10 protein-coding genes are annotated in these 13,762 nt (G+C 72.1%); 8 read left to right on the top strand and 2 right to left on the bottom strand.

Annotation, left to right across the window (positions count from 1 at the left end):
• Window positions 1-20: 20 nt before the first annotated feature.
• The 7 genes from ACFYNP_RS15875 to ACFYNP_RS15845 all read left to right on the top strand — a co-directional run bounded on the left by ACFYNP_RS15875 (window position 21) and on the right by ACFYNP_RS15845 (window position 9,873).
• Complete coding sequence (locus ACFYNP_RS15875) at window positions 21-1,916, top strand: phospholipase C (protein ID WP_388785887.1); 1,896 nt, start codon at window positions 21-23, stop codon at window positions 1,914-1,916.
• Window positions 1,917-2,082: 166 nt separating this feature from the next.
• Window positions 2,083-2,997: a glycoside hydrolase family 25 protein gene (locus ACFYNP_RS15870; protein WP_388785885.1), complete on the top strand. Its 915-nt coding sequence runs from the start codon at window positions 2,083-2,085 to the stop codon at window positions 2,995-2,997.
• Window positions 2,998-3,115: 118 nt separating this feature from the next.
• Window positions 3,116-4,720 (top strand): APC family permease, encoded by a 1,605-nt coding sequence (locus ACFYNP_RS15865; protein ID WP_388786273.1) that lies wholly within the window; start codon window positions 3,116-3,118, stop codon window positions 4,718-4,720.
• Window positions 4,721-4,941: 221 nt separating this feature from the next.
• Window positions 4,942-7,071, top strand: coding sequence for a hypothetical protein (locus ACFYNP_RS15860; RefSeq protein ID WP_388785883.1), 2,130 nt, complete (start codon window positions 4,942-4,944; stop codon window positions 7,069-7,071).
• A 55-nt stretch (window positions 7,072-7,126) separates the two neighbouring features.
• Entirely contained in the window at window positions 7,127-8,770 is a 1,644-nt protein-coding gene (locus ACFYNP_RS15855; protein WP_388785881.1) for an ABC transporter substrate-binding protein, read from the top strand.
• 242 nt (window positions 8,771-9,012) lie between these two features.
• Complete coding sequence (locus ACFYNP_RS15850) at window positions 9,013-9,498, top strand: Asp23/Gls24 family envelope stress response protein (protein WP_388409740.1); 486 nt, start codon at window positions 9,013-9,015, stop codon at window positions 9,496-9,498.
• Window positions 9,499-9,531: 33 nt separating this feature from the next.
• A complete protein-coding gene (locus ACFYNP_RS15845) occupies window positions 9,532-9,873 on the top strand; it encodes a YkvA family protein (RefSeq protein ID WP_388409286.1) in 342 nt (113 codons plus the stop codon).
• Here ACFYNP_RS15845 and ACFYNP_RS15840 read toward each other — a convergent pair.
• Window positions 9,830-11,254 carry a pyridoxal-phosphate dependent enzyme gene (locus ACFYNP_RS15840; protein WP_388409284.1) on the bottom strand — a complete coding sequence of 475 codons (1,425 nt, stop codon included), beginning with the start codon at window positions 11,252-11,254 and terminating at the stop codon, window positions 9,830-9,832. The two genes, ACFYNP_RS15845 and ACFYNP_RS15840, sit on opposite strands and share 44 nt — an antisense overlap.
• A 146-nt stretch (window positions 11,255-11,400) precedes the next feature.
• Between ACFYNP_RS15840 and ACFYNP_RS15835 the strand changes: the two genes are divergently transcribed.
• The gene (locus tag ACFYNP_RS15835; protein ID WP_388785880.1) at window positions 11,401-12,309 is read left to right on the top strand and encodes a class I SAM-dependent methyltransferase; all 909 of its coding nucleotides are present in this window, start codon (window positions 11,401-11,403) and stop codon (window positions 12,307-12,309) included.
• On the opposite strand, the gene ACFYNP_RS15830 is transcribed toward ACFYNP_RS15835, so the two are convergent.
• On the bottom strand, window positions 12,310-13,743 hold the full coding sequence (locus tag ACFYNP_RS15830; RefSeq protein ID WP_388785878.1) for a hypothetical protein: 1,434 nt from the start codon (window positions 13,741-13,743) through the stop codon (window positions 12,310-12,312). It abuts the gene before it with no gap.
• Window positions 13,744-13,762: the final 19 nt, after the last annotated feature.

Below are 13,762 nucleotides of genomic sequence, written 5' to 3'. Positions count from 1 at the left end.
CCAGTGGAGGCACGCGGAGCATGGGCAGCAAAGGCAGCGCGGTGGGTCCGGGGCGGCGGGCCAGGCGATGGGGGGCGTTCGCCGGAGCGGCGGCGATCGGCCTGCTGAGCGGTACGGCCCCGGCCGCGGCGGACTCGGCGGACCACTCCGGCGGCCGGACGGCGACCCCGGTCAAGCACCTGGTGGTGCTCTTCCAGGAGAACGTCTCCTTCGACCACTACTTCGGCGCCTACCCGGTTGCGGCCAACACCGACGGCACGAAGTTCACCGCCGACCGGCGGACCCCGAAGGACATCAACACGCTGCGCAACGCCGGGCTCCTGACGGAGAACCCCAACCAGTACCCGCCCAAGCGGCTCACCCCCGAGCAGGCCATGACCTGCGACCAGAACCACGGCTACGGGCCCGAGCAGTACGCCGCCAACGGCGGCAAGGCCGACCAGTACGTCCAGAACACCGACTCCGGCAAGTGCTCCGGCAACCTGTTCGGCGAGCCCGGCCTGGTCATGGACTACTACGACGGCAACACCGTCACCGCGATGTGGAACTACGCCCAGCACTACTCGCTCGGCGACAACTCCTTCAGCAGCACCTACGGCCCCTCGACGCCGGGCGCCATCAACCTCGTCTCCGCGCAGACCCACGGCGTGATCTCCACCGACGCGGCCTCCGGCACCGAGCACCCCAAGCAGACCGCCACGCCCGACCCGTACGCGGTGGTCTCGCCGAACGCCAAGGGCGTCGGCACCCTGGTCAACGACCCGGACCCGGCCTACGACGACTGCTCGGGCAAGGACCACACCAGCACCAGCCCGCTGGCCGCGATGCAGGGCCGCAACATCGGTGACCTGCTCAACCGGCAGAAGGTGACCTGGGGCTGGTTCCAGGGCGGCTTCCGGCCCAGCACCGCCTGGGACGGCGAGCAGGGTCACTACGCGAAGTGCTCGGGTACCACCCACGCCAATGTGGGCGGCGCCGCGGCCATCGACTACAGCCCGCACCACGCGCCCTTCCAGTACTACGCGTCGACGTCCAACCCGCACCACCTGCCGCCGAAGAACACCGCCGAGATCGGCCACGACGGGCAGGCCAACCACAACTACGACCTCACCGACTTCGACGCCGCGCTCAAGACCGGCAACCTTCCCGCGGTGAGCTTCCTGAAGGCACCGGAGTACCAGGACGGCCACGCCGCCTACTCCGACCCGATCGACGAACAGCACTACCTCGTCGAGCAGATCAACAAGATCCAGCAGTCGCCGCAGTGGAAGGACACCGCGGTCGTCGTCGCCTACGACGATTCCGACGGCTGGTACGACCACGCCTACGCCAAGCCGCAGAACGGCTCCAAGGACACCAGGCCCGGCTCCGACGGCAAGGCCCCCGACAGCCCCGCCTGCCAGGCCGGACCCGCCGCGGCCGGCGGCTACTCCGACCGCTGCGGCCCCGGCACCCGCCAGCCGCTGCTCGTCATCTCTCCGTACAGCAAGGTCAATTCGGTCGACCACACCCGGACCGAGCAGGCGTCCATCACCCGCTTCATCGAGGACAACTGGGGCACCGGCCGCATCGGTGACGCCTCCTTCGACGCCCGTGCCGGTTCGCTCGCCTCGGCCTTCGACTTCAAGCACCCCAACGGCAAGCAGGTCCTGCTCAACGCCGACGGGTCGGTCGAGTCGGTCCGGGACATCCCGAAGCATCCCGCTCCCCCCGCCGCTGGCTCGGAGGCCTCGTCCAGCGCCGGCGGCGCCGGGAACACTCCGGTGACCCAGACCGCCGGTGAGAGCCTCGCCCGGACCGGGTCCTCCTCGGCCCTCCTGCCGGCCGGCCTCACGGCCGCCGCGCTCGCCGCCGCAGGGGTGGGCATCGCCCTCGCCGTGCACCGCCGCAGGAACCGCGCGAGCGCCGCCGGATAACACCCGCACCACCCGTTGGACGAAGGGCCGCCGACACTGTCGGCGGCCCTTCGCGGCATCTTCCGGAGACCTGTGCATGACACGCCCGTTCGGGAGTCGGCCTGCCCCAATACGGGCAAGCAACAGGTAGGAACAGCCGGTTCCGCCGGCTCGCGGAAGGACTCCCATGGGGATCTACGGGCAGGACTGGGCGTCGTACCAGTCGCCGACACCGGATACGAGCGGCCTGTCCTTCGCCTTCGTCAAGGTCACCGAAGGGCTGTCGTACATCAACCCGAGCTGGGTGTCCCAGCGCGACCACGCCAAGGCCAACGGGCTCGTGTGGGGCGGATACCACTACCCCAACATGGCCAACAGCCCCCAGGCCGAGGCCAACTACTTCATCGACCAGGTCAACTGGCAGCCCGGCGACATCGTGATCCTCGACTGGGAGGGCTACGACACGGCGAACTCTCGTGTCGCGAAATCGACCCAACGCGCCTACAAGGACGCCTGGTTGAAGTACGTCAAGGGGCGCCTGCCGCACAATCCCGTCGGCCTGTACGCGAACCTCGACTACTGGTGGAACGTCGACCAGGACGGCTACTACGCCGACTTCCTGTGGATCGCCACGGCCGGGCGCGCGGCCGGCGACCCGGGGATCCAGGCGAACTGGCTGTTCCACCAGTACGGCGAGTCCAACGGCCTCGACCGCGACTACTGCCGCCTCGCCGGCACCAGTGAACTGCGCGCCTGGACGCTCTCGTTCCAGCCCTCACCGCCTCAGGAGACCGACATGCCCCAATGGATCACCGGCCGCGTCGACCCCGGCACCCAACCCACCGTCGTCCTGCTGCCGCACGGCACCGCATGGGCCGCTTTCAACCGCCGGCTGCATCTCGGCATGGACCAGATCACCGATGTTCCGGCGGTCGGCTCGGTCCGCGTCGCCCTGCACAACGGCGCCGGCTGGCGCGACATCGAGGCCGTACGGGTCGAGGCGGCGAGCGGCACGGTCGACGTGGACATCGCGAGCGGCGACGTGAAGCTGAGCCTCCAGACCGACACCGCCGGTGTCACCTACGCCGTGGAGACCTGGTAGCACCCGCGCGAAACCGCCGGGACTTGTCCCCTGCTTCGGGTCCGCACGGCGCGGGGCGTGACACGCTGGGCACTCTTGTGTCCCGAGTCATGCAAGGAGGCGGGTGCGCGTGCGGCCGATCGAGGCGGAAGACAACTCCGAGCTCCTGACGGTGCTCGGCGAGGAGCGGCGGCTCCGCAAGGAACTCGGCTTCTGGAGCCTGACCGCCATCGGGTTCTCCAACATCCTCGGCTCGGGCTGGCTGTTCGCCGCCATGTTCGCCGCCCAGACCGCCGGCCCCGCGGCGCTCCTGTCCTGGGTCGGGGCGGGCGTGCTGTGCGCACTCGTGGCCCTGGTGATGGTGGAACTCGGCGCGACCCGGCCCGAAGGCGGCGGCACCGTGCGCTGGCCGCTGTACGCCGGCGGGCGCCTGGTCGGCACCGTCGTGGGCTGGTCGGTGCTGCTCTCGGTCGGCGGCACCGCGGCGGAGATCAGCGCGATCATGCAGTACGCCGCGCACTACCTGCCCGGCCTCTACGACCACGGCCGCCTCACCGGCGCGGGCCTCGCCGTGGCGACCGGCCTGAGCGTGCTCCTCACCGCGCTCAACTGGTTCGCGGTACGCGCCTTCGCCCGCCTCAACAACCTGGTGTCCCTGTTCAAGGTCCTCATCCCGGTCCTCACCGTGGTCGCCCTGTTCCTCTCCGGCACCCACTCCGGCCGCCTCACCGACCACGGCGGCTTCGCCCCGTACGGCTACGCGGCCTGTCTGACCGCGCTCGCCGGAGGCGGCATCGTGTACTCCGTCAACGGCTTCCAGGCCCCACTCGACTTCTCCGGGGAGGCCCGCAACCCCCGTCGTACCGTGCCGCTCGCGGTGCTCACCGGGATCGGGCTCGCCGTGCTCGTCTACCTCGGCCTGCAACTCGCCTTCCTGTTCACCGTGCCAGACTCGCTGCTCGGCCACGGCTGGCACGGCGTGAACTTCGAATCGCCCTTCGGCCAGCTCGCCCTCGTGCTCAACCTGCACTGGCTCGCCACCCTGCTGTACGCGGACGCGGTGGTCTCACCCGGTGGCTCGGCCTACGTCGGCGTCGCCATCGACGCCCGGCACACCTACGCCCTCGCCAAGAACGGGCTGCTGCCCCGCTTCTTCATGCGGATCGACCCCCGCTCCGGCACGGCCCGCCGGGCGCTGCTCCTCAATCTGCTCGTCATCATCGTCTTCATGCTGCCGTTCGGCGGCTGGCAGGACATCGTGAGCGTGATGGGCGACATGTATCTCATCGTGTACGCCGCCTCGGCCGTGGCCGCCGCCGCGTTCCGCGCCCACGACCGGGAGCGGGGGCTGCCGCTGGCGGACGGCCAGGTCCCGGGAGTGCACTGGATCGCGCCCATCAGCTTCCTGGTGGCCAGCGAGTTCGTGTACTGGTCGGGCTGGCACCACCTCCGGCTCGCCCTGCCCCTGGTGCTCGCGGGCGTCCCCCTGTTCCTGATGCTGCGCCGGGACGCCGAAGGCCGGTCCACCCGGCTGGAGCTGAGCCACGGCGCCTGGCTCGTCTTCCACCTGGCTGCCCTGACCCTGCTCTCCTGGCTCGGCACCTTCGGCGGCTCGAGCCGGCTGCCGGCCCCCTACGACTCCTTGGTGGTGGCGGTCCTCGCGCTGGGCGTCTTCGGCTGGGCCGTCCGCTCGGGCGCGGCCCATCTGAGGACGGCCCCGGTCACCTCGCTCCCGACGGACTGACGGCTGCCGCCGGTCCGTACGGCGGGGGGCCAACCGGGCCGCACAGCAGGGGAGATGCCCCGCCCGGAGCCCGAATCCACTCAACTGCCGCACACCCGCGCATCCGGCGGACCGATGTGGTGGAACACCCGTCGCAACCTGTCCCTCCGGTGTTACCTTCCGTGTCAATCGATGCCGAAGGTGTGCCTTGGGCAGGTCGGTTCCGGGGGGCGGTGAGTGCGGTGGGGGATCTTGATGCGGCAGAGGGCGCGGACGCGTTCCTGCGGCACATGTTGTGGCGGTATCCGGGCCAACGACAGCCGATGGTGGCGCTGTTGGGGCCGAGACGGTCGGGCAAGACCGATCTGTTGCGGGCCGTGTCGAGGGCGTGCGGCGGCACGGTGATCCACGCGGGGCTCGACTTCGAGGAGAACCCCGTCGACCCGGTCTCCGCGGCAGCGCTGGCCGCTTTCCAGATGATGCGCGGCTGGGACAACCTGCGGCGCGGCCCGGTGTTCCACCGCTTCGGGCTCGGGCTGCTCGCCCTCAACGAGAACCTGGACGCCGACCGCGGCCGGGCCACCGTACAGATCCGCGAACTCATCCAGCAGTACGTCCGCAGTACCCGGGGCGGCAGGATCGCGGTCAACCTGGAGGGCGCCGCGGCGGGCGCCATGGACATCGTCAGCCAGGGCGTGTTGAGCCCCCTGGTGTCCGGGCCCGCGCGCGAGGTGGTCGCAGCGGTCCGCGAACAGGCCAAGCCCGTCATCGGCTCCCTGTTCCAGAGTGCCGCGCGGTGGGGTGTACGGGACGCGCTGCGCTGGCACATCAGCGTTCCCGAGGCCGAGTCGGCCCGTTCCGTCGACGCCCTGATCCGGCTGAGCTCCACCTCCCGGTCCGCGGCCGTCGGGCCCCTGATGGCGGCCTTCCTCGCCGACGTCAAGGACCAGGCGGAACGGCATCCGCCCCTACGCTCCGCCTGCACATGCGTGCTGCCCGCCCACGGCGCCCGCCGGGACCGGCACGACCACGCGTGGGTGCTCCTGGTGGACGGGGCGCAGACCCCGTCCGGGCGCCGCTTCCTGACCGAACTCGCCGGTGCCCGCGCCCGCAACCAGCTGTCCGACCTGGACGGCACGGGCGCCGCCGACCCGCTGCTCGTCCTGTCGGCCTGCGCGCAGTGGCAGTCCGAGTGGACGACCTGGTGGTGCGAGCCGTGGCGCTCGACCCCGCTGGCCGGCACCCCACAGCGCCGCGTCCCGCTGCTCTCCCGGGCGACCCGGGCCCTGTGGGCCGGCGAGAACGAGGCGGCCGTCGGCATCGAGCGCGGGCCCGCCTCCGCCTGGTGGTACCCGGTGTGGCTCGACCCGATGACCGAGGAGCAGGTCGGCTACTCGATGGACCGCTCCGATCCGTCGCCCGCCCGGCCGCTGCCCGCCTCGGTCGTGCACCGACTCACCGGGGGCCACCGGGGCGCCGTCTCCGCCGTCCTGGAGGAACCGTTCGGCGTCCACCCCGGGCCGCACGGACCCGCCGTGTCCCTGCTCGACCCCGCCGACGAGGACGGCACGCCCCTGTGGTCGTACGCCCTGGAGACCAGCCTGCCCGAAGGGCTGCCCGTCCCCGGCACCACCTGGAACACCGCCCCCGCGGTCGGCCTCGCCGCCGCCTACCTCGCCGACGTCCGCACCGCGCACGATCCGCGCCTTCCGGCGGACTCCACGGAACTCCCGCGCAGTCTGGAGCTGTTGCGCCGCCACCTATGGGTGAGCACCTTCACCCACCGCCCGTCCCGGATCCGCGAGATCGGCTGGGGCGACGCCGACGGGCCCGCCACCCTGCACCCCTGGCTGGCCCGCTCCACGCTCACCGCCCTGAACACAGCCCGCCGCACCCAGCCCGCCGAACCCACCCTGTGGCACGAGGTGTTCGCCGCGCAGTCCTTCGCCCTGGCCACACCCTCGGCGCTCGGCGGGGACGAAGCGGCCGTGGAGCGCGGGCTCTTCCACGATCTCGCCCTCGGCCGCTTCGAACCGGTCGCCGCCGCCCTCGCCGACCGGTTCGACGAGGACCACCGGGCCTGGATCCGGCTGCTCGACTACCTCTCGTCGGCGCCCTGCCGGCTGCTGTACGAACAGTCGCCCCAGGAGGCGTACGTCACCCTGCTCGGCGGGGTCGAGAGCACCGGGCGGACGGTCTCGGCCGTGGCCACCGCCAAACTCCTCGCCCTGCTGTGGCTGTACAACGACCCGCTGACCGAGCACACCCGGCGCTGGGACGGCGAGATCAGGGAATGCTTCACCCGCCTCGCGCACAACTCCCGTCTGCTGGACGTCAGTCCGCTCCAGCAGGCGGCGGCCGCCTTCGCATAGCCCCGCGGCGGACGCGGCACGCCCGCGTCCGCCGACCGCACCGCAAGGAGTGTCCATGCCACCCGCTGTAGGCAACCCCCGCTTCGGCCGGCTGCGCCGCCACCCCGTGCTGTCGGCCCTCGCGGCGCTCGTGATCCTCACCGGGCTCGTGTTCGGCGGCCGCTGGGGATACGGCAGGCTCTTCCCGCCCTCGCTCACCTGCGGAGCCGGCCTGACCGCGACGGGAAGCCCGCTCGCCTGTGCCGGCGTCAACCTCGACAGCGGCCCCTTCACCGACCACGAGCCCACCCGCATGCGGGAGTTGGAGGGCATGGTCAAGGCGGCCAACGACACGGTGAAGGGCCCGTACACCAGCATCGTCCTGATGCTGGACCTCTCGCCCGTCACCGATGTGGACACCCTGACCTACGACTCCCTCTACCCCAACATCGAAGGCGCGCTCACCGCCGTGTGGCGGGCCAACAACACGGCCGCGTACGGCAGTACGCCCGCCATCAAGCTGTACCTCGCCAACATGGGCAGTCAGTACGGCTCTTGGGAGCAGACCGTCGCCCAGCTCAAGGCGAAGGCGGTCTCCGAGCACGTCTCGGCGGTCGTCGGCCTCGGCCAGTCCACCGATCAGACCCGGCGGGCCGCCGCGGCGATCTCCTCGCAGCTGCACATCCCCGTCATCGGTTCCACGGTGACGGGCAACTCGATGAACCTGGACCCCTCCGACCTCACCGGCAAGAAGCAGATCGTCGACATGTTCCGGGTCTCCCCGACGAACTCGGACTCGGTGACCGCAGCCAACCAGTACGTGTCGGGCCTGCGGCCCGCGGTGACCTCGCTCGCCGTCGTCGCGGACAGCGTCACGGGCGACGACTACACCCAGACGCTCGCCGCCGACGCCAAGGCCAAGTTCAAGGCGCCCGGCCGCACCGTGACCGTCCTGCCGTACACCTCGCCCGTCGACCTGCCCGCCGGTTCGGGCCGCCAGGCCTATCTGGTCCAGCAGTTCAACCTCATGCACGCCAACCTGTGCCAGGCGGCCCCCTCCGTCGTCTACTTCGCCGGCCGGGGCCGCGACCTCGGGGCCTTCGTGGAGAACTGGGTGCAGGGCACGCCGTGCGGGAGCGCGCAGCTGCACATCCTCGCCGGTGACGACGCCTCGGAGTCCATCCGGGACAAGGGCGTCCTGAACGGCATCGCCTCCGGCCGGGTCACCGTCGCCTACACCGCGCTCGCCAGCCCCGACGAGTGGGGCAAGGAGTGCCCCGGCTCCGACGCCAAGCACAACTACGACCAGTTCTGGTCGGCGTTCACCGGTCGCCCCGACCCCTGCACCGGACAGCCCCTGAGCGCCGAGCAGGACGTGCCGACCCTCTCCTTCGATCCCGTCGACCTGGCCAGTGGGCAGGCCATGCTCACCCACGACGCCGCCGTCGCGGCGATCAGCGCGGGCCGGCACGACGCGGTCGGGCTGAAGAACCCGGGCCTGGAGACCGGCATCCTGCACCAGTTCTACTGCGCGCAGATGCTGCCCGGGGCCAGTGGCTGGCTGTCGTTCGGCAGCGACGGCACCCCCGCGGGCAAACCGACCCCGGTGGTCCAGCTCGGCTCCGACGGCTCGGCCAAGACCATCGCCCTGACCTGGCCGGACGGCGCCCCCAACCTCAGCCTGCCGCAGCGCGGCGGCAAGGGCGCGCCCGGCTGCTGAGCCGCACCCCGCAGCGGCTCGACGGCCGCTGCGGGGAAGTGCCCCCGTATCCGCATGAACCGCCCCGGGCACGGTACCCGGAAGTGAGGGGGCGGCCGCCCGGGCCGTCACAGCACTCCCCGAGGAGGTGGCTTCGCATGACGGAGCCGATCGGCCAGACCTTGCGCAAGCCCGAGTCGGACGAGTTCCGCACGCCCACGCCCGGTACCACCACGCCCGGTACCACCACGCCCGGTACCACCATGCCTGGTACCGGGGCGTCCGGAATCGCCGCGCGCGATACCGCCACATCCGGCGCCACGACGGGCAGCACCACGCTCGAACCCGCCAAGAGCGGTGCGGGCCAGCCGCCGGCGACCCGAGGCCGTACCACCATCGCGGGCGGTGTGGTGGAGAAGATCGCGGCGCTGGCCGCCCGCGAGGTGCCCGGCGTCCATGCCCTGGGCGGTGGCCTGGCCCGTACGCTCGGCGCGATACGGCCGGGCCGCGCGTCCGTGACCCGCGGCGTGAAGGTCGAGGTCGGCGAGCGTCAGACGGCCATCGACCTGGAGATCGTCGTCGAGTACGGGGTGAGCATCACCGAGGTCGCCGCCGAGATCCGGTTCAATGTCATCGGGGCGGTGGAGCGGATGACGGAACTGGAGGTCGTCGAGGTCAACATCGCCGTCAGCGATGTGCACCTCCCGGACGAGAGCGAGTCCGCGGTCCCCGAGAGCCGGCTTCAGTAGCATCGCCGCCACAGAGCGACGGAAGGCGGCTCGATGAGTACCGAAGTGAAAGTCGGCCTGGTCCTCGCGGCCATCGCGCTCCTGGCGACGGCCGTCGTCACGGTCGTCCTGACGGTCCGCCTGTTCAAGGCCCGCAAGCTCCTGCGGGACGCGGGGATCCCCCTGACCCACAAGGCGGCCTGGTGGGGCGCGCTCCTCTACGTCGTCAGCCCCGTCGACCTGCTCCCGGATCCGATCTATCTGGACGACATCGGCGTCCTGCTGCTCGCCCTGCGCACCCTGCACATGGCGGCGGCGCGGGCCACGCAGGGGGAGCTCGGCGCCGGGAAGCTCAGTGAGCGGTGGGCACCAGAGCGCTCAGGCCGGTCGAAGTGATCAGACCCTGGGCGCAGCCGTCGCGCAGCACGACCGCCGTGTCCTGGGGGTGCCCGGCCAGTGTGCCGAGGGCCTCATGGGCGGGCTCGCCGTAGCCGAACTGGGGGAGCGGCGGTTCGAGATGGTCCGACAGCGGGTCGCCGAGGGTCGCGCTGCCGTCCTGGAGGGCGGCTTCGAGCCCGGCCAGGGTCACTGACCCGGCGAGTTCCGGTGCGGTGGGCCGCCGGTCCGGGCCCGCCGGGCAGGGGCCGGCCGGCAGAACGGGTTCGGCCCCGGCGAGCTTCCTCGCGCGCAGCACGTTCAGCGCGTCGCCGACCGGGGTGCGGGTGTTGAGGTACGGCAGCGCTGCGGAGTCACCGTCCTGGGGAGCGACGTCGGCGACCCGCGGCGAGCCCGTGTCGCCGTCGAGGAAGCCGAGGCGCAGCATCCAGGTGTCGTTGAAGTACTTGGACAGATACTGCCGTCCGGAGTCCGGAAGGATCACGACCACGACGGCGTCCGCGCCGGCCCCGGCGGCCACCTCCTGGGCCGCGGCCAGGGCCGTACCGGACGAGCCGCCCGCCAACAGGCCCTGATCGCGGGCTAGTTGACGCAGGGTGTGCAGCGCGTGCCGGTCGGCGACGGGCACGATGCGGTCGACGACATCGGGGTGGTAGGACGCGGGCCATACGTCCTGCTCGGTGTCCGGGTGCACGAAGTGGCCGGCCGCCTCGATGAAGTAGGGGCGCCCGTCACCCCCGGCGTAGACGGAGGAGGCGGGGTCCGCGCCGATCACCTGGACGCCTCCGTCGCTGACCTCCTTGAGGTAGCGGCCGGCCCCGCTGATGGTTCCGCCCGTCCCGATGCAGGACACCAGGTGGGTGACGCGTCCCTGGGTCTGCCGCCAGATCTCGGGACCGGTGGTCAGGTAGTGGGCCTCGGGGTTGGCCGGGTTGTCGTACTGGTTGGCGTGCCAGCCGCCGGGCGTCGTCGCGGCGAGGTGGGCCGCGAAGCTCATCGGGTGGTCGGGGTGCTGGCGCGGCAGGCCGCTCGGCTTGATCACCACCTCGGCGCCGAAGGCGCGCAGGGTGTTCACCTTCTCCTCGCTGACCCGGTCCGTCACCACCACGAGGGAGCGGTAGCCCTTCTCGGCCGCCACCAGGGCGAGGCCGATGCCGGTGTTGCCGGAGGTGGCCTCGACGACGGTCCCGCCGGGCCGCAGCAGCCCGTCCTTCTCCGCCTGCTCGACCATGCGCAGGCCGATGCGGTCCTTGGCGCTGCCCCCGATGCTCAGATACTCCAGCTTCGCGCAGACGGTGGCGGCACCCTCGGTGCGCAGCCGCACGAGCGGAGTGCTCCCGATGAGGCCGAGCGCGGATTCGTATACGTCCATGGCGTCCATCACGGCACCCTAGCCAACGGCCGTGAGGGCCAAACGCCCTACCGGGGTGGCGCGTTGACGCCGACGGATGCTCGGGAGTGCGCCGGGCGTCCCGGAATCAGCAACGAAAGTTGCCGTGGCGGGCCGGTGGGCGCAGGCTCGTCCGCATGAGCGCACACAACGACTCCGGACACGCACACGCACACGCCCACGGTCACCAGCACGGGAACCTCGACTGGGAGGTCATGGCCGCCCATCTGGTGAACAGCGGCGAACTCCAGCTCCCGGTCCTGCGCCGGACGGCCGGTCGCCTGAACGAACTGCTCGGCCCGGAGCGGCAGGTCCGGCGGGTCCTCGACATCGGCAGCGGGCCCGGCGTGATGACCTGCGTACTGGCCGAGGCATTCCCGGCCGCCGAGACGGTCGCGGTGGACGGCACGCCCGCACTGCTCACCCACACCCGGGACCGCGCCGCGCGGCTCGGCGTGGGCGAGCGCGTCGCCGTCCGGCACGCGGAACTCCCCGACGGCCTGGACGGCACACTCGGCACGGCCGACCTGATCTGGAGCAGCAAGGCCGTGCACCACATCGGCGACCAGCAGGGCGTCCTGGACGCGCTCGCCGGCTCCCTGAACCCCGGCGGACTGCTCGCCGTGGCGGAGGGTGGCCTGCCGATGCGCTTCCTTCCGCGTGACATCGGTACCGGCCGGCCCGGAATCCAGGCGCGGCTGGACGCCGCCCAGGAGTACTGGTTCGAGGTCATGCGCGCCGAACTGCCCGGCAGCACGAGCGTGGTCGAGGACTGGCCCGCGATGTTCCGCCGCGCCGGGCTCACCGGGGTCGGGAGCTTCACGCTGCTCCTCGATCTGCCGGCGCCCCTGGGGGAGGCGGCCCGCACGTTCCTGCACGCGCAGCTGACCCGCCTCCGGGAGATGATGAGCGAATCCCTGGACGCGGCCGACGTCAAGACCCTCGACCTGCTGCTCGACGCCGACGCGCCCGAAGGCATCCTGCGCCGGAGCGACGCCTTCCTGCTGGCCGCCACCACGGTCCACACGGGCGTGCGCCCCGCTTGACTACACCGCGGCCCGCCCGCTCGCAAGGGCCCACTCGCGGTGGAGCGCGCCCAGCGGAATGCGGTGCTCGATGACCGGCGTGCCGAACAGGGACAGGTGGAATTCGAGCCGGCCGCTCAGGTCGAAGCCGCCGTACACCGCCCACGACGCACGGGCCGTCGCCTTGCCGTCGCTGGACGCGGCGGCCCGGGCCGCGCCCTCGCCGCGCAGATACGGAGCGAAGTCCGCGGTGACGCCGACCGCTCCGTACAGGCCGACGGAGGCCTCCGCGCCGAGCGCGCCCTTGACGTTCCCGGCCGCCGCGACGCTCGCGTGCACCGGGGTGCTGTGCACGGCCGACGTGCTGACCGGGGACCAGCCGTTGCCCACCGCGTAACTGCCGCCCACCCGGAAGCCACCCTTGACGTCCTGCTGGACGTCAAGGGTGGCGTGGCCGTCGGCCTCCACCTGTAGGTAGCAGGTCAGGTCGAGGTTGACGACGACGGGCACCGGTCCCACCTGGATGACCGGGGCGCTGTGCAGTTTCGCGAACGGGATCCGCCGGGGCGTGCCCGTGCTCGCGGCGGCCCGGCCCTTCAGCGCCCACTGCGAGGACCAGGCGCCGCTCATGCCGAGGAAGGCCGAACTCGGTCCGGTCCCAGCGCCCTTGCCGCCGTCGTACGCGAACTCCACCTGCGGGGCGAGCTGGACGAAGCCGGAGACCGAGGCCGCGGCCTCGGCGGGGGCGCCCTTGGCGGTAGTCACCGGGGCGTTCACATCCAGGCGCAGATTGCCGAGGGGCAGTTCGGCGCCCTGCGGCCCGAACCGTACGCCCTGACTCCTGGCCCACGAGAAGGTGACGCCCTTCATCAGCGGGACCACGCTGACGGATGCGGGGTCGACCGGTACCTTGCCGTCGGCCCGGTCGTCCTTGAGGACGGAGGCGAGCGTGGTGGAGGCGGTCTTCACCTCGGTGCCGCGCTCGGTCCGGCCCACGACTTCGGTGACCTTGGCCAGCAGCCCGTCGGGTGCGCCGGGCGCGGGCGCGCTGGCGATGACGTCGCCCACCGCGACGGGCCTGTCGGCGGGCCTGCCCGGTGCGGGGGAGTGGCTCGGCTGCGCGGTGCGGCTCGGCGGGGCGGTGTGGCTCGGCGGGGCGGCGGATATGACGGCGCGTCCGCTCGCCCTGTCGTACGACGCGATCTCCAGCGAGGACTTCTCCGGCCGGCCCCTGCCGCCACGGGTGCGGGCCACCGGGGTGGGCGCCGTCGATCCCTGTGGCGCGGCGTTGACTTCGAGCTCCTGCTCCCCGTCGGCCGACGCCGACGAGGGCGTGGCGGCACTTCCGGGCCCGGCCGCCGCGGTTGCGGTGTCGGCGGGCGCCGAGCAGCCGGTGCCGGCCAGCGCGAGCGCGGTCAGGCCGGGGAGCAGGAGGCGTCTGGTGAGCGTGCGCACGTAGGGGTGACCTTCACGT

The sequence above is a fragment of the Streptomyces sp. NPDC006691 genome, from assembly GCF_042869955.1.
Classification (GTDB): domain Bacteria; phylum Actinomycetota; class Actinomycetes; order Streptomycetales; family Streptomycetaceae; genus Streptomyces.
This window is presented reverse-complemented; position numbering and strand designations above follow the sequence as displayed.

Coding starts and splice junctions, on each gene's coding strand:
- ACFYNP_RS15870 (WP_388785885.1), top strand. CDS start 2,083: ATGGGGATCTACGGGCAGGACTGGGCGTCGTACCAGTCGCCGACACCG.
- ACFYNP_RS15855 (WP_388785881.1), top strand. CDS start 7,127: ATGCCACCCGCTGTAGGCAACCCCCGCTTCGGCCGGCTGCGCCGCCAC.
- ACFYNP_RS15875 (WP_388785887.1), top strand. CDS start 21: ATGGGCAGCAAAGGCAGCGCGGTGGGTCCGGGGCGGCGGGCCAGGCGA.
- ACFYNP_RS15850 (WP_388409740.1), top strand. CDS start 9,013: ATGCCTGGTACCGGGGCGTCCGGAATCGCCGCGCGCGATACCGCCACA.
- ACFYNP_RS15835 (WP_388785880.1), top strand. CDS start 11,401: ATGAGCGCACACAACGACTCCGGACACGCACACGCACACGCCCACGGT.
- ACFYNP_RS15840 (WP_388409284.1), bottom strand. CDS start 11,254: ATGGACGCCATGGACGTATACGAATCCGCGCTCGGCCTCATCGGGAGC.
- ACFYNP_RS15845 (WP_388409286.1), top strand. CDS start 9,532: ATGAGTACCGAAGTGAAAGTCGGCCTGGTCCTCGCGGCCATCGCGCTC.